The organism is Psychrobacter sp. CMS30 (genome assembly GCF_904846565.1).
In the GTDB taxonomy this organism is placed as follows: domain Bacteria; phylum Pseudomonadota; class Gammaproteobacteria; order Pseudomonadales; family Moraxellaceae; genus Psychrobacter; species Psychrobacter maritimus.
The window spans coordinates 184852-206251 of sequence record NZ_CAJHBF010000002.1; the positions used below are offsets into that span (position 1 = coordinate 184852).

At 43.1% G+C, this 21400-nt stretch carries 18 protein-coding genes; 3 read left to right on the plus strand and 15 right to left on the minus strand.

Features of this window, described 5'->3' with window-relative positions; all coding sequences use genetic code 11:
* Nucleotides 1-15: 15 nt before the first annotated feature.
* Nucleotides 16-318, minus strand: a complete 303-nt coding sequence (locus JMX94_RS01885; RefSeq protein WP_201562684.1) for a monooxygenase — start codon at nucleotides 316-318, stop codon at nucleotides 16-18.
* A 141-nt stretch (nucleotides 319-459) separates the two neighbouring features.
* Between JMX94_RS01885 and JMX94_RS01890 the strand changes: the two genes are divergently transcribed.
* A complete protein-coding gene (locus JMX94_RS01890) occupies nucleotides 460-1416 on the plus strand; it encodes a DUF1853 family protein (RefSeq protein ID WP_201562686.1) in 957 nt (318 codons plus the stop codon).
* Nucleotides 1417-1482: 66 nt separating this feature from the next.
* Here JMX94_RS01890 and JMX94_RS01895 read toward each other — a convergent pair whose 3' ends face one another.
* The 9 genes from JMX94_RS01895 to JMX94_RS01935 form a co-directional block, all read right to left on the minus strand.
* On the minus strand, nucleotides 1483-2769 hold the full coding sequence (locus tag JMX94_RS01895) for a hypothetical protein (protein WP_201562688.1): 1287 nt from the start codon (nucleotides 2767-2769) through the stop codon (nucleotides 1483-1485).
* Between the two features lie 92 nt (nucleotides 2770-2861).
* Nucleotides 2862-4322 carry a hypothetical protein gene (locus JMX94_RS01900; RefSeq protein ID WP_201562690.1) on the minus strand — a complete coding sequence of 487 codons (1461 nt, stop codon included), beginning with the start codon at nucleotides 4320-4322 and terminating at the stop codon, nucleotides 2862-2864.
* 253 nt (nucleotides 4323-4575) lie between these two features.
* Nucleotides 4576-5106, minus strand: a complete 531-nt coding sequence (locus JMX94_RS01905; protein ID WP_201562692.1) for a DUF2726 domain-containing protein — start codon at nucleotides 5104-5106, stop codon at nucleotides 4576-4578.
* Between the two features lie 342 nt (nucleotides 5107-5448).
* The gene (locus JMX94_RS01910; RefSeq protein WP_201562693.1) at nucleotides 5449-6657 is read right to left on the minus strand and encodes a LysM peptidoglycan-binding domain-containing protein; all 1209 of its coding nucleotides are present in this window, start codon (nucleotides 6655-6657) and stop codon (nucleotides 5449-5451) included.
* A 321-nt stretch (nucleotides 6658-6978) separates the two neighbouring features.
* Nucleotides 6979-8385, minus strand: coding sequence for a folylpolyglutamate synthase/dihydrofolate synthase family protein (locus JMX94_RS01915; protein WP_201562695.1), 1407 nt, complete (start codon nucleotides 8383-8385; stop codon nucleotides 6979-6981).
* 371 nt (nucleotides 8386-8756) lie between these two features.
* Nucleotides 8757-9710, minus strand: a complete 954-nt coding sequence (accD, locus tag JMX94_RS01920) for an acetyl-CoA carboxylase, carboxyltransferase subunit beta (RefSeq protein WP_201562697.1) — start codon at nucleotides 9708-9710, stop codon at nucleotides 8757-8759.
* A 330-nt stretch (nucleotides 9711-10040) separates the two neighbouring features.
* The gene (trpA, locus tag JMX94_RS01925) at nucleotides 10041-10865 is read right to left on the minus strand and encodes a tryptophan synthase subunit alpha (RefSeq protein ID WP_201562699.1); all 825 of its coding nucleotides are present in this window, start codon (nucleotides 10863-10865) and stop codon (nucleotides 10041-10043) included.
* Nucleotides 10866-10978: 113 nt separating this feature from the next.
* Nucleotides 10979-12253: a tryptophan synthase subunit beta gene (trpB, locus tag JMX94_RS01930; RefSeq protein WP_227671025.1), complete on the minus strand. Its 1275-nt coding sequence runs from the start codon at nucleotides 12251-12253 to the stop codon at nucleotides 10979-10981.
* Nucleotides 12254-12388: 135 nt separating this feature from the next.
* The gene (locus JMX94_RS01935; RefSeq protein WP_201562701.1) at nucleotides 12389-13060 is read right to left on the minus strand and encodes a phosphoribosylanthranilate isomerase; all 672 of its coding nucleotides are present in this window, start codon (nucleotides 13058-13060) and stop codon (nucleotides 12389-12391) included.
* A gap of 194 nt (nucleotides 13061-13254) precedes the next feature.
* Here JMX94_RS01935 and JMX94_RS01940 point away from each other — a divergent pair, with 194 nt between their 5' ends.
* On the plus strand, nucleotides 13255-14895 hold the full coding sequence (locus tag JMX94_RS01940; RefSeq protein WP_201562703.1) for a deoxyribodipyrimidine photo-lyase: 1641 nt from the start codon (nucleotides 13255-13257) through the stop codon (nucleotides 14893-14895).
* A gap of 99 nt (nucleotides 14896-14994) precedes the next feature.
* Here the strand turns inward: JMX94_RS01940 and JMX94_RS01945 are convergent, their stop codons facing one another.
* Nucleotides 14995-15213 (minus strand): hypothetical protein, encoded by a 219-nt coding sequence (locus tag JMX94_RS01945; protein ID WP_201562705.1) that lies wholly within the window; start codon nucleotides 15211-15213, stop codon nucleotides 14995-14997.
* 213 nt (nucleotides 15214-15426) lie between these two features.
* A complete protein-coding gene (locus JMX94_RS01950; RefSeq protein WP_201562706.1) occupies nucleotides 15427-16176 on the minus strand; it encodes a DUF4230 domain-containing protein in 750 nt (249 codons plus the stop codon).
* Between the two features lie 588 nt (nucleotides 16177-16764).
* Here JMX94_RS01950 and JMX94_RS01955 point away from each other — a divergent pair.
* On the plus strand, nucleotides 16765-18483 hold the full coding sequence (locus tag JMX94_RS01955; protein WP_201562708.1) for a proline--tRNA ligase: 1719 nt from the start codon (nucleotides 16765-16767) through the stop codon (nucleotides 18481-18483).
* Nucleotides 18484-18596: 113 nt separating this feature from the next.
* On the opposite strand, the gene queF is transcribed toward JMX94_RS01955, so the two are convergent.
* The 3 genes from queF to JMX94_RS01970 all read right to left on the minus strand — a co-directional run bounded on the left by queF (nucleotide 18597) and on the right by JMX94_RS01970 (nucleotide 21370).
* Nucleotides 18597-19475 (minus strand): NADPH-dependent 7-cyano-7-deazaguanine reductase QueF, encoded by an 879-nt coding sequence (gene queF / locus JMX94_RS01960; RefSeq protein WP_201562710.1) that lies wholly within the window; start codon nucleotides 19473-19475, stop codon nucleotides 18597-18599.
* Between the two features lie 102 nt (nucleotides 19476-19577).
* Nucleotides 19578-20390: an ABC transporter permease gene (locus JMX94_RS01965; protein ID WP_201562788.1), complete on the minus strand. Its 813-nt coding sequence runs from the start codon at nucleotides 20388-20390 to the stop codon at nucleotides 19578-19580.
* A 17-nt stretch (nucleotides 20391-20407) separates the two neighbouring features.
* Nucleotides 20408-21370 carry an ABC transporter ATP-binding protein gene (locus tag JMX94_RS01970; protein ID WP_201562712.1) on the minus strand — a complete coding sequence of 321 codons (963 nt, stop codon included), beginning with the start codon at nucleotides 21368-21370 and terminating at the stop codon, nucleotides 20408-20410.
* Nucleotides 21371-21400 lie beyond the last annotated feature (30 nt).

Sequence of the window (21400 nt, forward strand, 5' to 3'; positions counted from 1 at the left end):
TACCTAAAAGAAGAATTACAAAGATGCTTTAGTAATCGTACTTAGCGCTTCATTGATGACAAATACTTTAGATTTAATGTCTTTAAAACCAAATGAGGTCAGCCTTTGGGTATGCTTTTCTAAATATCTGTTGGCATCGTTCAGATTATCAAATACATAAATGCCACCCGCTTCTTGCGTCTCTTCATTTTCTGTCCATAGCTTATAGACCAGACCGTTCTCGGTTGCGATGTCTTCGGCCAGCTCTTTCATGGCGTCAAAAAACGCACTGCCAAAAGGTCCGCTATAAGGAAAGTCGACTTGCAAAAGATATTTCATTTTTTAACCCTCATTATTATTGAATAATTGGCAAAAGATATGCTGCCAGATGACGACAATCTTAACATATTACGATTGCCTATAGACTTTTAGCAATTGAGCCGCTAGGGTAAATACTTTATATTTATTCTGATTTGACCTATGTCTGAGCTTAGCGTGCCACGCCCTACAACTCTCGCAACTCATGCCAATTATGCGCCTTGGGAAGCGTACCAGCGACCTTATGTGCGCGATTTGGCGTATGTGCTTGCCTGCCCTAACGTTTTGACGGAGTGGCTAGATGTAGCACCGTACCAAAATACCCATACTATCTTCGTACATAGCGCAAGCTTTTGGCAACAGCAGTTTGAAGCTTATCAGCAGCGTTTAAAAGAGTTGGATACCACCAATGACTATCAGGCACTGACCCGCTATTTATTAAAACGTCCTAGCCCCAATCGCTTAGGTTTTCACTTTGAAGGCTTATTGTCATTTTGGCTAGAAGATGGCTTTGCGCGCAAATTGCATCCGTATGAGACACTTGCTAATAACGTACAGTTATACAATGGCAAACAGACGATTGGTGAGCTGGATTTGATTTTATATAATCATGAGGAAAAGCTCACTGAACATTGGGAGTTGGCGATTAAGTTTTTTATGGGTGCCGCACCTTTTGAGCCGATTAATTGGGTTGGGATCAACTCCAACGACAATCTACAGCGCAAAATGACCCATATGCAAACCAAGCAGTTTTGTAGCATTTGGGTGGATACTGAGAAGCATGGACAAGTTAAGATTGATAAGCGTTATGGTGTCATAAAAGGGCGATTCTTTTTGCCAATGAACATCGCTCATTTCGTCTATCCTCACTGGCTAACACCCAGCTTCCCCATGCACGAATGGTGCGATAAAACTGATAGCATGAGTCTTGCGAAGTTTGATATCAGCGTATTGCGCGCCGCCCATTATATCGAATGGTTTAGCAAGCGCGACTTCTACGATGGTCGTCAGTTGCCACTTATCAATTCTGAAAATGCTATCTTAAAAACAGGGCTATACTTTGAAGGTGATAGACCGATTGTCATTTATCCTCGACTGCGAGATTGTGTAGATAATTGACTTGCATAGCTTTTATTTGAACAGTTATTTTTCTTGATAACTAATGAGATTGACTTAATTGAACCCTTACCAAGCATAACGTCCATATAGACTAATCTCGCTGCGTTTGGCTTTTTCTGAATCAATATCATCCGTTAATAACTTGATACCACCATATTTACTATCTAACGCTATACCTAATGCTTTAGTCTGTGGCTCCATCAATCCAGTGATGGTCATGGGATAATTATTAGCGGTCAGCTGATAACCTGCCGATAGTTGATACAAGTCTTGAATATCATTGACTTGCGCATGTGCCCCAAGCTGCCACTGATTATTTAATTGGTGTATTAGACTACCCTCAACTCGCCATGGTAGCGTCTGTGTGACATCCTTAGTGCTAAGTTGACCCTCAATCGTATATAAAGGTCGACCATTGGCATCATAATCTAACGCATAGCGCGTGCTTGGCATATTCTTCCAGTGCATACGCCCAAATATATCGTAGCCACTAAGTGTCAACTGCGTTTTATCAGATAGTTTTCCTGCCAGTTGTAAATCTAAGGAATAGCCATAACCAGATGGTTTAGCAGGATACCAGTTTAGATTTTCTTCACCCAGTGCAGGCTCATCATAGTAGTAATCGACATAGGCATCGGCTTTATCAACGCTGTCCCTTAGATTATTTACTTCAGTATCAGGCAACACTCTTGTGGTCAGATTGCCCGAAACCTTACCTTCAAGTGCATGTAATCCTTGCCATATATTGGCATGAGTCGTTAACTGCCAATTAGGACTTAGTGGCTGGGTAAAACCGACATTAGCGCCAAATCTCTCATTATGCTTAGCATCTAAAAATAATGGGTATGATTGGCTAGTGCTCGATGGCTGTTTGTTTTCATATTGCCAATATACCTCTGCTGTCTCTTCGCTAAACGTCATTAAGTAATCGTAGCGCCAGCCTAAACCATAGCTCATTACGCTACCAGCAGGGCGTACCTTTAAATCTGCACGTCCTTGTAAATACGCGTGCTCACCTGAGTCTAATGGGGCATCCCAATCACCAATAAAAGCAGCAATAGGCTGTGCGGGGCTGTGGGCGGTTGCCATCACTGTCCAATCCACCTGAGACTTTTCGTTTATATTCTGATTATTCAATAAATCTGTAGTAGGATTAGATGGCGAGTTGAGATTAGAGTATAAGTTAGGATTTTCACTCTGAGCTGAAGTAGACGTTGAGGCCATGATAGCGATTGTTGTTGGAACAATAAATGACAGCTTACGTTTGGCGAAAAACGCTAAATCCTGTTGTGAAAATATATAGATAGCTTGGCTAAAGAATGACATAAATTTCTCACGTATATTAAAAGGCATAAAAAAGAGACAGTACTTACTGCCTCTTTTTTTGATATTGCTATCGCTCAATCGCTATTAACCACGTTTGAGAACGGACATGATTACTATATTTATAGAATAATAGTGTCAACTGAACCATTACTATTAGGGAATACAGCAGTAATTTTGCCTTTATTATCCATTAAATCACCGTAATCTTTGCCATTAACCATGATATCGCCTAGCTTGCCCATTTTATCTTTAATGAAATCACCATTGGCATCGACACTTAACTTAATCGACGCTTTATTTTGCTCAACGATAAACTGAGTACTTACTGCATTATAATCATTATCTAAATTAGTCTTACCGGTGACAAAAAGTGTTTTGCCGTCTACACTAGCCGTTAAACCGCGAAGCTCTACAACGTTACGTGCAGTACGTTTAAGATTGGCTTGAAAGTCAAGCGGAATCGTCGCCGTTGCACCCTCTTTAGCTACTTTACCTTGAAGCGCCAATATAACTTCCATACCTACATATTTATTGGCTGTCTCTTCAATATTACCGTTGTCAGTGACTGTTAGAAAGTTTTTGATATCTGCATCATTAGCAGTAGCATTAAGTGTAATGGTGACATCCGTGCTAGGTTTTTGCTTGGTCATCTTACCTGTGACAGCAAATTTATAAGGTATGGTTCTAACGACCAATTGGCCATCTTTCAGCTTTTTACTGATATCCAGCGCGGCAAACTCAAAGTCTTTCGCTTCAATTACGCTATCATTAGCCGACAGCTTCAAGTTGCCTAATTTTATAGTAGCCTTCTCTAAAGTGATGCCCGCTCGGTTGACATCATTAAGATCAAATTCGTCATCGACCACCACTTTGTCACTGAACTGACCATTGACCGTAAAGCCTTTGGTTGTAGAGCTTAGAGTGACGGCGTCAGTGCCAGAACCTATTTTTATACTCTTAAACCCAATACCACCATTGAAACTAGTATTGCTGGTATTAGAACTTAATGCATTTTCAAAACCATCAAATGCACTCGTGAAAGTATCTTGACTAACAAGTGTTTCGTTATATACACCAGTATTTGGATTATAGATATAATCGTATTCTTTAACCACGACCTTAGTAGTACCTGATAGCTTAAATTGTCCATCAGCATTTAATGTTGCTAAAAAGTCACTCTCTGGCGTCAATGCAAAATCACCTAAAGTATTATTAAACTCTTGATCATTAGCCAAAGCGATAATATCAGTCGCCTTTAATTGTGATAAACTATTTTCCTGCATATAATAATGCAGGCTATTTGGCACATCAAAGGTATAGCTAAGACGTGCTTCTTGCTTTTCTGTTAGGATATCACTCGCACCTTTATAAGCCTCTGTGACTGCCTTATTGTCACTGACAAAAAGCTTGGCCGTGCGAATCATCTCTTTTGCCTGCTCACTCTCAGAAAGACCGTTATCGACAGGAGGTTTAGTAGGAACAGTTGGAGTATTAGAGCCATTGTTGTCGCTATCACTACCACAACCCGCCAATGCCAAAGTGCTAGCAAACGCTAATGCTGTTAATTTAAAAACCTTCATAACATAATCCTTATATTTTAAATATCTTCCAAAAAACAGTGATAGAAATGAACCTATGAATCTAAGTTATGAAGATCCACTTAAGACCATAGACTGCACTCCATTCTAAGAAACTTAAGTTTACTCCTTATTAAAAAAAATAAGCTATTTATTTTTGGAATCTATCTATAAAGTAAAGAAATATATAATTAATATTACACAAAATGAAGATTTATTTTTTAAATATACTTGCCTGATAATAAAATAATTTACACTAATAACTCTCAATCACCTGCATCAGCTCATATCTCAGCATATCAGCACTTGGCATACGCTCGGCATGAAAACGCACGATAGCAATACCCGCACTGGCAAGCGCTTTATCCTTTTTATCATCGGCCTTTTGCCGCGCTTTACTGCTATGCGTCCAATCATCAAGCTCAATGGCGAGCAAAGTAGTCTGTGCATCGACATCAACGATGACATAATCAACGCTTTGACGACAAATACGATTAAACCAAAAACTGCGTTCTGAGGTTTCACTGCTATTGGCTTCGATGATACGTGACAGCTGGACTTGGACAAAAATATGATATTCAGGCAAAGCATTTTTTAACTTATTAAAAAATATTACTTCCGTGTCCGTCATAATGGGCATCGGTGCAAAGGGCCAAATAGCCAGCTCATCACCGCGCACAGGTGGCGGTTCAGGTTCAGTAACTTGCTTAGGAGAAAACAGTTTTGGCAGGGTGATCAACCCTACAAATCCAACCGCCAATATTAAAAATATAACGCCAAATAACATGGTTTTGCCTTATACATAATGAAAGCCGTCAGCTACGTGTGCTGATGTCACTAAAAAAAATGACAACACATGGCCAACCGCGACAGGGCAGCCTTTATAGGCTGACAGGTTATACAGTACAGAGAGGAACTGAGAGAAATAGGAAAGAGCGGCGCTCATCGTAACCAAGCTTGCGCCAATCGGCAAACAATAAAACAAAAAACACGACAATAGATGTCGTGTTTGAATAAAATCAGCTACAGCGATAAAAATATAAACCAGCCTAATTGAAATGTAGCTATGTATTTAGCAATAATAGTTATCGGATTACAGCACTATAATTACAGTACTATAAACGCTATTTTAGCGCCAGTATAAGACCCAAGCACTTGTCGTATTAACTTTGGGGTCGCTATTAATCTTATCTTTTAAGGCCAATGCCGCAACTTTGCCACGCTCAGGACCAACGATAACGCGTACACCGCGACTGGTAGGACTAGTTTTTACTTGATAGCCGGCAGATTGGAATTTCTTTGCCAACTCATCCGCTTTGGCTTGGTCATTTGCCAGTGCCACTTGCACGCCAAAGCTACCTTTAGCATCGGTTTCTTTCACTTCTTTGCGCGCCTCACTAAGTTTCTGCTGCGCCTCACGCTTGGCATCGGCCGACTTCTTGGCTAGCGCCTCTTCTTTTTGACGCTTGTCTTCACGCGCCTGCTCAGCTGCCGCTGCTTCACGCGCTAAGCGCTCCACCTGCTTGCGCGATGGTATGGTAATACTTTGACCCAGTTGTAGTGATGTCGATGGCGAAAGATTATTCGCTTGTGCCAAGACTTCTACCGGCATATTGTATTGCCGCGCCAGTTTAATCAGCCCATCGCCTTTTTTTACTTGGTAATCAGAAGGCGACTTTGGTGGCTCATTTTTAGCTGCTTCTGCTGCCTCTCGCTTTTTCTCAGCGGCAGCTTGCGCTTGTTTCTTAGCATCAGCCTGCTTTTTTGCCTCAGCTTCCTTTTTACTATCTGCTAATTTCTTAGCAGCCGCTTGCTCTTTAAGAGCAGCTTGGCGCTGAGCTTCTTGTTGTGCTTGGGCAGCTTTTTGCTGCTCGCGAGCTTTTGCATCATTTTCAGCTGAAGCAGTAGTGCTATTACTGCTATCAGTACGAGGCTTTACCGTTGGCGTGGCAAGGTTGTTTTTTGCAGCCTCTGACTCTTTACTTTCTTCAGCAGCTGGTGCGCTACTGGCCATATACTGCTGACTTTCCGCACGGGCTTTTGCCAATGCTTGTGCTTCAGCCGCTTCTTGTTCGGTTAAGAACTGCTGAGCACGCTTTTCTTGTTCTGCAACACGAGCAGCGCGCTCTTTTTGTTTTTGTGCCAAGATGCGCTTTTCAGTCTCGATATCAGTCGTCAATGGCTGCGGAGACTCTTGTGCCGGGCTTGGCTTATCTATCATCGCTGACGCTGGTTGGGGTTTGTTGCTATCACCAATTTGTTGCACCATGGCGTATAGCATCACGCTACCGCCTATAATCATCCCAATGCCCAATAAGGCTTGTCTCGAAAAGTTCATCCGTTTACGTCTCTTAGTTGGTAATAAGGTTGATTGAGCGGCGCAACTGTCGTTTCAAAGCTGTCGTCTCAAAAACTATCATGTCAAAAACTATCGTCTTAAAACTATACTTAAATAGTTTAAATCGCTTTGATAAACAGCCTTGATAGTTAAATAGTTGCCATTGCCGCCGGTTACGTCCATCCATTTATAAAGGTTATGCCGAGCATCTCTCTCATAGCATTGTATAGCAGGATGCTAAATCAATTTGATTATAAAGCATATTTTTCATACTGTCTGCCATCATGCTACTGCTAAGATTAACATTATATAAATACGATTTTAACTTAAATCATCAACCGCAAGTGCCGCTAGCGCCTCACCAATCGTATGGAACGAGCCACATACCACGATTAAGTCTTGTACCTGACTGTCATTTATAACGGCATCGGTGGCTTCTGATAAACGTTTAAACTCATGTATTTGCGCATTATCGACATAGCTTGCTAAGATACTTTGCAGCTGCTCAGTGCTCGCCGCCCGTGGATAATCAATCTCAGCGATAAACCAATCGCTAATAGGCAAGCCCGCTTCGGTCAAACGCTGTACGACTTTATTGATATCCTTATCGCCCAACATAGAAAACAGCATTTTAATGCTGGCAGGTTTACGGTTGGCTTGATTCTCTTGGCTGCTGTTTTGACTACTGCCTTGATTGAGAGCATCAGCGCTATTTTGCGTGGCCAAATGCTGCTGCCAAAGCGGTAATAATTGCGCCAATAAAAACTCAACGCCTTGCTCGTTATGCGCCACATCAAACAACCAATGACGGTTATGCGTCTCACGATAATCAAAACGACCAGCGAGCTTGACCGTCTGCAATGCCTGTTCGATAGCCTTTTTATCAATATTTAATGGGCTTGCCAGCACCGCTGATAAGGCATTGGTCGTATTGGTCAATGACAGCGCTGGACGTGGTAATTGCATGGTGACAGCGGCATTACTGTATTGCCAAACGTCGGTATCCACTTCACGATAATCAAAGTCTTGCCCAGCTTGATAACAAGTTGCCTGATGCGTATCAATTGCTTGCTGCACACTAGCAGGCATCGCAGTAGCACCATAAACTAGAGTAATACCATCACGTAATATACCTGCTTTTTCACGGCCAATATCTTCGACATTATCCCCTAGCCAATCGACATGATCGATAGCGATATTGGTAATCACCGCCATATCAGGGTCAATAATATTGACCACATCAAGGCGACCGCCGAGCCCAACTTCTAATACCCAGACATCGCAGTCTGCTTCGGCAAAGATTAATAATGCTGCAAGCGTTGTCATCTCAAAAAATGACAAGGTTAAAGCGCACCGCAACCGCGCCGCCTCCACTTTGCTAAAGGCATCAATTAACGTCTCATCACTGACCATCTCGCCATTGATACGCACACGCTCGTTAAACACACTCAAATGCGGTGATTGATATAAGGCCGTTTTATATCCTGCCGCTTGGCACATCTGCGCGATGACCGCAGTCGTTGAGCCTTTACCATTGGTGCCCGCTACGGTAAATACATAAGCATCGTCTTTGGCTGACTGTACCACGCCTAACGCCTCAGCAACCGGCAATACTCGCGACCCCATATCTATCGCCGAGACATGAATCTGCTGCATATAATCAAGCCATTCGGTCAAACTCGAGTGCTCAGTAGGAGTGGTAGAGGTAGAAAGTGAAGAGTCAGACATGAGCGGAACCTATATTGAGATAGTCGGTTAGGAACTAGTTATTTAAAAGATATTCATTAAGAAAATAGGAACAGTATATAACTACCTGACCAAAAAGCAAAAATAGCATTTACCGTTATTAACGATAAATGCTATTCGTAATTTTTACTTAGTCGATTTAATTTAAAAAGAATACAGTGCTGCTGGGATAAATTTTGCAAAGCCTCTGGAGTGCGAAGCGCATAGCAAGCGAAGAAAATTTATACCCGCAGAACGCTATTTCTAACGTTCTTATTTTATATTGCACTGATTATATTTAGTCGGCAAAGCTAAGCCTGCTATTAAGTATTGATAAGCTCAATTGCCTGTTTTTTTTACCAGCTCAGCACATGTTAAGCAGCAACATTCGGTACGCGGCATAGCTTTGCAAGCAAACGATAAATCGTATCAATCAATTGATGACGATGTACCACTTCATCGACCACGCCATGCTCTAATAAGAACTCAGCACGCTGGAACGGCTCTTCTAGCGTCTCACGAACCGTTTGTTCAATCACGCGCTTGCCTGCAAAACCAATCATGGCTTTTGGTTCTGCTAAATGGATATCACCTAACATAGCAAGCGATGCCGTCACCCCGCCATAAACAGGATTGGTCAATACCACGATATATGGCACGCCAGCAATTCGTAAACGTTCAATCGCCGCCGCAGTACGAGCCATTTGCATTAATGATAGCAAACCTTCTTGCATGCGCGCACCGCCAGAAGCAGCAAAGCAGACTAAGGGAACTTTATCTTTAAGGGCTTTTTCAGCGGCCTCTACAAAACGGTCGCCAACCACCGAGCCCATAGAACCGCCCATAAAGCGGAAGTCAAAGGCGCAAGTAACGATATCAAGATTGCGCAATTTACCGTACATCACAATTAGCGCTTCAGACTCACCGGTCTTGTCCTGTGCTTCGGTCATGCGCTGCGGATACGGCTTACTATCCACAAAGCTTAATGGATCTTTGGCAGTGAACTGCTGTCCTAGCTCACCCTCTACTTGGTCGAGCAACCAGTTTAAGCGCTCACGAGCACTCATCGGTAAATGATGGTCACAATGCGGGCAGACATAGCAATTAAAAATCAGCGCCGTATTGGTAATCATTGAATGACAACTGCTACATTTCGTTGACGGTTCGGTCTCTACCGCCGTTAAAGGTGCGGTCAGTTGCTGCTTAATACCCGGTATCGGGCGATTAAACCACGATTGCCCTGCAGTATTATTTGGCGCAGCGCCGTTATTCGCAGCATTATTATTTATAGTATCTGGTGTTATGGTATCAGTCATAGTATTCGCCATTATCAAAGGCTTATCGACAAGTTGTCTTAGTTGGCTTAGTTACTTGTCCCTAAGAAGTCCGTTTATAAGAATCAGTTTAAAAGTCACATAGCCTTATAACATCAGCAGTTATAAAGCACGCTTATGCGCAACTGTAACAATTTATATGTGATGTTAGTTTACACACGTAAACTAACTTTAGCAAAGTCATTTAACCGTGTCTTTATAAACATTGTTATAAAAGTTACGATAATCCTTGATATAAAAACAGCTATCGCCCCTCTTATAAATAATAAGACAACGACGTTGCTGAGCCATACACACGTTGATGCCCATACACTCGATATAATATTAGACCGTTAAACTATCGAGTGCGCCGCGTAGCTCGTCCATTTTTGCCATGATTTTTTGCTGAGCTGCCGCAACCGCAGAGGCATCTTTAGCATCTATATCAGCAAAGTTTTGCACCAGCGCACTTCCCACAATGATACCGTCGGCATGCTTACCGATTGCTTTGGCCGATGCTGCATCACGAATCCCAAAGCCCACGCATACTGGCAAATCGGTCTCCGCTTTAATCGCTTGCACTTGGGTCGCAACATCATCAGTATCAAGCGTTGCCGAACCCGTCACGCCTTTTAATGACACATAATATATATACCCACCACAATGGGTCAGTACTTGCTCACGGCGCTCAGGCAAAGTGGTCGGCGATAATAAGAAAATCTCATTCATCGCATGTTCAGTTAAATGCTGAGTAAAGCTGCCCGCCTCGCTTGGTGGCAAATCAACCATCAAAATACCATCTACGCCTGATTGCTCGCATAAAGCGACAAAGTTGTCATAACCGATGATTTCAACGGGATTAAGATAACCCATGAGAATAATTGGCGTCTGCGTGTCTTGCTTGCGGAATTCTGCCACCATTTTTAGTGCATCACGCGTACTGGTACCTGCTGCTAAAGCACGCTCGCCAGCCAATGCAACCGTTGGGCCATCGGCCATTGGGTCAGAAAACGGTAAGCCCACTTCAATCATATCTGCGCCGTGCTTGACTAAGTCATGTAGTAAGCCAACAAAGTTATCAGGGGTTGGATCGCCCGCCATGACATAAGGAATTAGGGCTTTTTTGTTTTGTGCTTTTAGGGTTTCAAAGGTGCTTTCAATTCGGGTCATAGTGTTCTCTACAATTAATTCAAACTGGCTATATTGACCCTCTACGATTTGATGAGAGAGCCAATCAATTTATTTTATAAAAGCGGATTTATAGCGCGCAATAAAATACGCGACTACAGCTCAATCCCTTCTGCTTTCATTACCGAATGCAAATCTTTATCACCGCGACCTGACATATTAACGATAATGGTTTGCTCAGGGGTCATGGTTTTAGCCAGCTTAAGCGCATAGGCAACCGCATGGGCAGATTCGAGCGCAGGGATAATGCCTTCTTTACGTGTCGCTTCATGAAAGGCTGCCAATGACTCTTTATCGGTACAGCCAACATATTCAACACGTTTCATATCTTTTAAGAAGCTATGCTCAGGACCGACGCCAGGATAGTCAAGACCCGCTGAGATAGAATGCGTTTCTTGGATTTGACCCTCATCGTCTGCCATCAGATAAGTACGGTTGCCATGTAGCACGCCGATACGACCAGCGGCCAATGGCGCGGAATGGCGACCGGTTTCAATGCCGTCACCTGTCGCTTCAACGCCATACATTTTGACTTCAGTATCGTTTAGGAAATCAAAGAATAGACCAATAGCATTTGAGCCGCCGCCAACACAAGCAACTAGTGCATCTGGTAATTTACCTGTTTTTTCTAAATGTTGGATACGCGCCTCTTTACCGATAATCGCTTGGAAATCACGCACCAATAGCGGATAAGGATGCGGGCCGGCAACCGTACCGATAATATAATACGTGCTGTCCACATTGGTTACCCAATCACGCATCGCTTCGTTCATCGCGTCCTTAAGCGTGCGCGAACCTGAAGTCACTGGCACAACGGTCGCCCCTAGCAAACGCATACGATAAACGTTCATCTTTTGGCGCTCGACATCATCAGCACCCATATAAACGATACACTCTAACCCTAAGCGAGCAGCTATCGTTGCCGTTGCCACACCATGTTGACCTGCGCCGGTCTCAGCGATAATACGCTTCTTACCACACATCTTGGCAAGCAGTGCCTGCCCAATGGTGTTATTCACTTTATGTGCGCCAGTATGGTTCAAATCCTCACGCTTAAAGTAAATTTGCGCGCCACCAATCTCATCGCTTAAACGCTTAGCATGATACAGCGGTGTTGGACGACCAACATAATTGACCAAGTCATTATGATACTCTTCCCAAAATGCAGGGTCGGCTTTTACTTTAGTATATAGCGCTTCTAACTCTTCTAATGCCGCCATCAGGGTTTCAGAGACAAAACGACCACCGTGAACGCCGAAATGTCCGCGTGCGTCAGGGTATTGGTTAAAGTCTTGTACGTCTGTTGGATTGGTAAAGGTATTGATAGATTGTGCAGTAGCAGATGGTGCTTTGTTCGTGGCATGACTCATGATAATTCCTACGATAAGTGGTATCTTTTAGTATAAGGATTGGTCGTATAAATATTAGGATAAAAAAATTAGATTTAATCAGGAAGTCGGAATAACGCTTAAATAAGAGTAAATAGCACAAATATAGCAGTTATCTTAGAGAGCGTCAGTGACCGTCTCGTTTTGCCATCGGTCACGCTTTACTGCTTTCATAAAGGCACGCATCTTAGCATCGTCTTTTTTACCTTTATCAATCTCAATCCCACCGCTAACATCGAGGCCATAAATAGGCAATTCACGAGTCACAGCGACATTGTCGGCATCCAGTCCACCCGCTAAGATAATCGGCAGTGCGCTATTATCTGGAATCAGGCTCCAATCAAAGCGCGCGCCCGTACCGCCATATTTATACTGATGATAAGCATCAAGCAAAATACTGCTCGCCCCTGCGGCGGCAAAACTATCAATCCGTGCGCTTACATTTTCCACAGTATCTTGCTCAGCATTAATACGCAGCGCTTTCATCCAGCGTTTATTGACGGCATTTGCCAGATACTGGCACTGTTCAGGCGTTTCATCACCGTGGAATTGAATGATATCAAAAGGGACATTATTTGCCAGTTCAATCAGCTCATCTTCAGGCATATTGACCACTAATGCCACGACACTGACAAAAGCAGGCAAGGCAGCGCTTAATATCTGCGCCTGCGCTAGCGTCACCGCACGCGGACTTAGCGGATAAAATACCAAACCGACCGCATCAACACCCAACTGCACAGCGGTATTGACATCATCAAGCTGGGTAAAGCCGCAAAACTTAACGTGCATTATATGACCTTAAAACGTTAAATGTGATATTGAGTATGATGTCATTTGACAAGTTCGCGCTAAACTCTAATCCCTAAATATGATGCTGATTTGTTAATCAATTGGCAAATCAATTGCATCCAAAAACTTATCCTAGCATACTTTTATTCATAGTTTTGTTTATGATTGCGATTGATCAAAATAGGAATAATTGAATGTCTAAGACAGCATCAGCAAATGACGAAAATCATGATAATAAGAATGTCAGTATGCCGCATTACTTGATGTGGTTTCGTCGTGATTTGCGGCTGCATGATAATACAGCGTTGGCGGCACTTTGTGAACGGGCGAACGCAGACAAGGCGCAAGTCAGTGCTATGTTTTTCCTTACGCCTGAACAGTGGCAAGCGCATGATATGTCACTCACACAGCTCGACCACATCGCCCGCACCTTGCCAATCTTAGCAACATCTTTGCATAAACAATTGAATATCACATTGAACGTACAGGTTTGTCCAAGCTTTTCTGATTGTGTCGAGGCGCTAAGCACATTATGTGAGGCCAATAACATCAGCTGTGTGATGGCAAATCATGAGTACGAAGGCAATGAGATTGAGCGTGATGAAAAACTCACCAAACAACTGGCAAAAAACGATATCGAATTTATTCGCTGGCATGACCAATGTATCTTGCCGCCGCAAAGCATTACCACCAATGATGGTGACAGCATGTATAAAGTATTCACCCCATTTTATAAAAAATGGCGGCATACCTTAGATGTTAGCACCATGCAAATGCATGAAGCAGCAGCTATAAATAACAACAACAACAACGCCAAGCTAAAAATCTCAAAAGCCAGCGCCACGACTATCAAAGATATCGAAAAATTAAGTAAAGGAACTGTTGATGACTGTCAAAAGACATTACAAGATGGCTGTTCAGAAGGTATTGATTCATTAAAGCATATTGATATGGACGCACAGCTTGATTACGCTCGTGCAGCTTACCCTGCTGGCGAAGATGCAGCTTGCCAGCGTTTAGAGGCATTCATCGCTGATGATATTAACAACTACGATATCAGTCGCGATGTGCCAAGCTTACACGCGACTAGTCAATTATCAGCCTACCTGACTATTGGCTCAATCAGTCCCAGACTTTGCTATTTGCAAGCCACAAAAGTGCTGGAAGAATTGCACAGTGATGATGGCAACGCCCTTAAGAACTCTGACAACAATGACATTAATCGCTGGCTAAGCGAGCTTGCTTGGCGAGATTTTTATCGTCATGTAATCGTTGATAAGCCAACGCTCATCCGCCATAAGGCGTATAAAGAAGATACAGATAGTAAGATTCATTGGTCATATAACGATGATGATTTTAAGGCATGGTGCACAGGTAAGACAGGCGTGCCCTTAGTTGATGCCGCGATGCGTTGTTTAAATGCCACTGGTTTTATGCACAATCGCTTACGGATGGTCACGGCGATGTTTTTGACCAAGGACTTACTGATTGATTGGCGCTTAGGTGAGCGCTACTTTATGCAGCAGCTGATAGACGGTGACTTTGCCTCAAATAACGGCGGCTGGCAGTGGAGCGCATCAACAGGTACGGATGCTGCGCCCTACTTCCGTATTATGAACCCCTTTAGCCAAGCCAAAACTCATGATACTGATGGCGAATTTATCAAGACTTGGCTACCGGAATTAAAAGACGTCCCTGCCAGCATCTTGCATAGCGAGGATAAAATGCGTAAAGAACTGGCTAAGGGTAGTAAGTTTGCTAATATTAACTATCCAATACCAATAGTTGAACACAAAGCTGCTCGGCAATTAGCGATTGCAGAATTTAAAAGATAAGACGTAAACGGCTCTAAATTTAAAAACAGTTATACACTAAAAATAGCCATGAACTAAAACTCAGTTATAAGTTAAAAAACAGTCATGATTTTAAAAGCCTTAGCTGTCTATTTGCACCAAACTACTTTGTGGCGCACTCGCTCTATCAGTATCTGACTCTAATATCCGCGTCTTAATGGTGTAAATGGCATAAGCGAATAAGGTAAAACTGAGGATTAACAGTACCCAAGTCGCAAACGATAGCGACCCTTTTGCTTTAGGATGTTTGGTTAATTTGCGCTTCTCATGGGCAGACGGCTGATTATTAGAAGTTGTCATAGATGCCACCTCTTACATTATATGAGATATAGGCCTATTTGAACGACAGTATTTATAAGTCTGTCGTTAATCACAAATAAGTCCTGCTATATAATATAATAACCCTATTACTCATCATTTCAAGCAACAACTGTTAACTGGCGAAGATATTTATCAGAACGCCGAAATCTCTCTCCTCGTCCTAACCCTTTACAATGCCAAAATCCAAACCATTTAAGCATTAGTCACTGGCATCTGACATGCTCCTGCGCCCTGCGTCGTTACCGTTACTACTGCGCCAGTTAATGAAAATAACTGCTGCAACTGGGTTTGCGCATTTTCTAATGCCATATTCATCACATCACCGCGGCAAGCCCGTTCAAGCACTTCCTTTTTTGCCATACTTTGCGCTTGTTGCAAAATCTTTGGATCAACCTGCATCATGCCAAAAGCGCCCGTTTGCCAATCATAAATCTCGATATCGTCTAAATAAACCGAAAATATCTCTGATGGCGGTAAAGTAATGTGAATTTGCGGCATGATAGAGACGGGATTATTGGCATCCACGTTTTCAGCATTTTTTATAGCAGCCTCAGCAGGCGCTATCACTTGCACCATCTCAGGCGTTAAAGCGCTCAAATCAATCCCCGCTTCTACGCGCCCACGGGCGATAAACAAGCCTTTTTGCTCATCTTGCCACAGCTTCATCCAACTGCCCGATTTTTGGCTAGTAATCACCGTATCAACACTAAACGCCACCGTCTCCAAGCGATTCAATTTCTGAATCTGCATCACCACCCCTTCACGGGTAATGGTCTCTATCGGCGCTTCTTTGCTACTTTTTTGCAGACTATAAATCGCAAAAACGAGCGCGGCAAGACCAATCATCAATACCAACCACGACATCATAGCGATGGGTTTTTTCGCAGGCGGCTGATTGGCATTATTATTACTGATAGAAGAATGGTTCTCAGGATTGGTCATGTAAACTACCTCAAAGTTTTTTTGTTTTTATAAGCGAGTTAAAAAGCTAAATATTTAGTATCGAAATCTAAGATATAAATGCTAGTTGCGCGCGTTAACTTCAAGTAATAACTACCAATACTCTACATAATTCTCAATAGTGCTATGGCGAGGAAGTCAGCTCATTATTTGCTATAAATATGCTTAAAACCGCTAAATAATCGAATTAATACCAACATATTTGGCTCTTTAAGTAATGTTCTGGCTGAAAAAACAAAAAGTCATTGCGTCTTAGGCGAACTTTACCTAACATAGTCAGATTGTATAAGCAAAATGTTGGCGTACACCTATTTTTCTGGCTTATATGTCTAAAATATGACGTTGCCAATATGGACGTTTAATACAAAATGAAAAGTTCCAGCCTTTTTGCAAGGCGTTTTATGAACGCACTTTCTACTGATGTACTGTTTGTCGCAGTACTTTTTAGCTAGGCATGTCCTAGACTATTACCAAGTGATAAAAGGTAAGCTTGCGTCGGCCATCAAAGCACACGCTCAATATCCTACTATTTCTTATTTATTTTATCGTTGATAAGGTTATGCTTTATTTATGAAAGCCAGTCAATTTTTGTTTGCCACGCTAAAAGAAACTCCCAGCGATGCTGATATCGCCTCAAGCCAATTAATGGTAAGAGCAGGTCTTATTCGTAAAATCGCTTCTGGATTATATATCTGGTTGCCGATGGGTTTGCGCGTGTTGCAAAAAGTCGAACGCATCGTTCGCGAAGAGATGCAAAACGTCGGCGCTCAAGAAGTGCTGATGCCAATGACCCAACCTGCTGAGCTTTGGCAGATGACCGGTCGATTTGACGATTATGGTCCTGAGCTATTACGCTTCAAAGACCGTCATGACCGCGATTTTGTTTTGGGCCCGACGCACGAAGAAGTCATCACCAATCTTGCCCAAGGTGAGCTGCGCAGTTATAAGCAGTTGCCGATTACCTTTTTCCAAATCCAAGGTAAGTTCCGTGATGAGATTCGTCCGCGTTTTGGCGTAATGCGTGCGCGTGAATTCACCATGAAAGACGCCTACTCCTTCCACGTTGACCAAGCGTCACTCGCTAAGACTTACCATGATATGTATGACGCTTATACGCGCATCTTTACCCGTTTGGGTTTGGATTTCCGTGCGGTACAAGCGGATACAGGTTCTATCGGCGGTTTTGCTTCGCATGAGTTCCATGTGTTGGCAGACAGCGGCGAAGACGATATCGCCTTCTCTGATTCTTCTGATTATGCGGCCAACGTCGAGCTTGCTGAATCGGTAAGCACCGCTGAGCGTCAGCCACCAAAAACGGAGCGCGAAGACGTCTTAACGGAAAACATGACCAGCTGTAAAGTGGTTGCTGAACATCTAGGCGTACCGCTAGAGACGACGGTGAAAACCTTAATCGTTCATGGTCATACTGAAGATGGTGAGCCGCAATTAATCGCTATCGTTTTACGTGGCGATCATCAGCTCAATACCATCAAAGCTGAGAAAATCGAAGAGGCCAATGTGCCGCTTATGATGGCCTCTGATGAAGAGCTAAAAGCCGCTGGTCTGCATAAAGGCTTTATCGGTGTTGATTTGGATATGCCAGTATTTGTTGATCGCTCAGCCGCCACCTTGTCAGATTTTGTCACGGGCGCGAATGAAGTCAATAAACATACCGTTGGTATGAACTGGGTACGTGATGCAAGCATTACTCGTATTGTTGATGTGCGCAACGTACAAGAAGGCGACCCTTCTCCAGATGGTAAAGGCACGCTAAAAATCAAACGTGGTATCGAAGTCGGTCATATCTTCCAGTTGGGTGATAAGTACTCGCAAGCGCTGAATGCTACCGTATCTGGTGAAGATGGCAAGCCTGTTACCCTAATGATGGGTTGTTATGGTATTGGCGTTAGCCGTATCATCGCGGCTGCCATCGAGCAAAACAACGACGAAAACGGCATCATGTGGCCAAAAACGCCAACCGTTGATGACTCGATTGCGCCTTTTGAAGTGGCTATCATTCCGATGAAGTCAAAAGAAGAGACCGTCATGGAGACGGCGACCGCTTTGTATGAAGAGCTAAAAGCGCAAGGCATCAATGTACTACTTGATGACCGTAACGAGCGTCCAGGCGTTAAGTTTGCCGATCTTGAATTGATTGGTATTCCACATCGTATCGTGGTTTCAGACCGTAACTTGGCTGAAGGTAAGTACGAATACGTCAATCGCCGTGAGGCAGAAAAGCAAATGCTCAGCCGTGAAGAAGTGATCTCAAAAGTAAGCAGCAAATAGTTTTATTAATAAAACTTATGACATAAAAAAAGCGCCTATCTTAGTGAATAAGATAGGCGCTTTTTTATGTCTACACTAATTGCTCAGTAACTGATGAAAAGCCAACCTTTTACCTACTGACGTATTAAACGGCTTGGTTTAGGTAATAAGCTCATATCACTGACACGGCAAGGATTGATATCGATACCGCCGCGGCGTGTATACCATGCGCGAACCATCAATGTACTTGGCTGATAGTATTGACTCAAATCAGCAAATATCTGCTCGACACATTGCTCATGAAAACCATTATGCTGACGAAAGCTTAAGATATAACGCAGCATATTGGCGCTATTAACTGGCTTTTCACTGCTTATCGAAACCGCCAATGTGCCCCAATCTGGCTGATTGGTCACCGGACAATTACTACGCAGCAAGTTAGAATAAAAGCTGAAATTTATGCCAACTTCTTTTTCAGAGTCTCTAAAATCGCTTTCATTTTTAGCTAATAATGACGCATCAGGATGTTCAGTTAGCGCTACTTTCTCGCTGCTATTTGCAAGCGCCTCATCGATGCAAACACCTTCAGGTTGTGCAATCAATAAGCCTGTTGCTTTATCGTTCAGGCTATCATTTAAATCAAATAGCTCAACGGTTACTTCTGCTTGTACACAGGCTGATAAATCTTTGGCTATCAGCGCTTGCACCTCGTCCCAGCCAGAAAACTCAGTAAAGTTAATACTGTTTAAATATAGCTTAAGCGACTTTGACTCAACGATAAATGGCGAGCTTGCCGGAATACCAAAGCGAGCAATAGCCACTTGTGAAATACCTTGGGAATTTAACCAAGACATCTCAAACGCCTGCCACCAATCAACGCCGACTTTTAGTTTATCGTCTTGCCAGCCAATCGCATCACGTCCTATACTACGAGCAATCGGATATAGCGTCTCTGGACTATACTCAGTCGGATAGTCGGTGGTTTGCTCACCCAAGATACCGTGAATACTCATTTATCTTCCTAATATTAAAGCGTTAAAATCTTATTGAAATGGCCAATTACCAACTAGGTCAAGCAGGCAGTAGTAAAAGTATGACCTGCTAAACTACAAATACTACAAGCGTACGCGTGAACCATTACTCAGCAAGCGATAGGCGATGGTATAAAATATCGCACAGAATACAAAAATAGCCGCCATCGAATACCAAACATTGACATCAGAATATCCCAAGATGCCGTAACGGAACGAGTTCACCATATAGACAATCGGGTTCAGTAACGAGACGTTTTGCCAAAATGGTGACAGATTCTCCATCGAGTAAAACACCCCGCCAAGATAGGTCAGTGGTGTTAGTACAAAGCTTGGAATGATGGAGATATCATCAAATGAGCGGGCAAATACTGCGTTAATAAAGCCGCCCAATGAAAACAAGATAGAGGTGCCAAGTACCGTAAATACCGTCACAAATAAATGCTCGATACCAAGGTCAGTAAAGAACAGCGCCACTATCGAGACGATAATACCAATCGCCAGTCCGCGAAAGATACCACCACTGATATAACCCATCAAAATCGCATGCTTAGACACCGGCGAAACCAAAAGCTCTTCGATACTGGCCGTAAATTTAGCACTAAAGAAGCTCGAAACCACGTTAGAGTAACTGTTGGTGATAATCGACATCATAATGAGACCGGGCACGATAAATTGCATATATGGCACGCCGCCCATTTCACCGACACGCGAGCCAATCATCTTACCAAAGATGACAAAGTATAAGCTCATGGTAATGACTGGCGGCAATAAAGTCTGTGGCCAAATACGTAAAATTCGGCGCACTTCTTTGACTAAAATAGTACGAAACGCAATCCACTTTTGGGCGATGGTTAAGCCGTCATGAGGACGAGATACCTGTGCTGCTTTATTCATATCACTCATGTCCTGACTCATAGTCCTGCCTCCTTCATACTGTCGGCACTATCGATATTTTTGTCTACCAAGCGCATAAATAACTCTTCTAAGCGGTTGGCCTTGTTACGCATACTCGCCACAGTAATGCCTTGCTCTGATAATTGGTTAAAGACACCATTTAACGACTCACCTTCTGTTAAAGTCACTTCCAGCGTCTGCTCATCTGGCTGCGACAATCCCGTTATCCCAGTCAAATCTAATTGACGCGTAAGCGGCGTCTCTAAATCAAAAACAAAAGTCTCAACCGACAATTGAGCAAGTAAATCTTTCATCTCTGTATTAATACGAATCTCACCATGATCCAAAATCGCGATACGCTTACACAGCTGCTCCGCTTCTTCTAGATAGTGCGTGGTCAAGATAATAGTGGTATTTTCTTCGATATTAATCTGCTGCATAAACTCCCACATAGAGCGGCGCAGCTCGATATCAACACCAGCCGTTGGCTCATCAAGAATCAACAGTTTTGGCTTATGAATCAATGCACGAGCAATCATCAAGCGGCGTTTCATACCACCTGATAATTCGCGTGATTTGCTATCACGCTTATCCCATAGGCCAAGTGCGGTCAGTAGACGTTTTGCCCGTGGACGTGCTTCTTTAGCAGAAATACCAAAGTAACCCGCCTGAGTAATCAAGATGTCTTCCACTTTTTCGAACTGATTAAAGTTAAACTCTTGCGGCACGACCCCAAGGTATTGCTTGGCCACCGAGGGATTTTCTAATAAATCCGTGCCAAAAATCTTTACGCTACCGGCCGTCGGCTTAAACAGTGAGCTAATAATGCCAATCATCGTTGACTTACCAGCACCATTTGGCCCAAGCAGCGCAAAAAAACCACCCTGCGGGACGGTTAAACTGACATCTTTGAGTGCCGAAAACCCATTGCTATAGGTTTTGGATAAATTCTGAATAGCAAGTGCTGGTACTTCAGACATGAATACCTCTTTATTGGTTATAAATTTGTA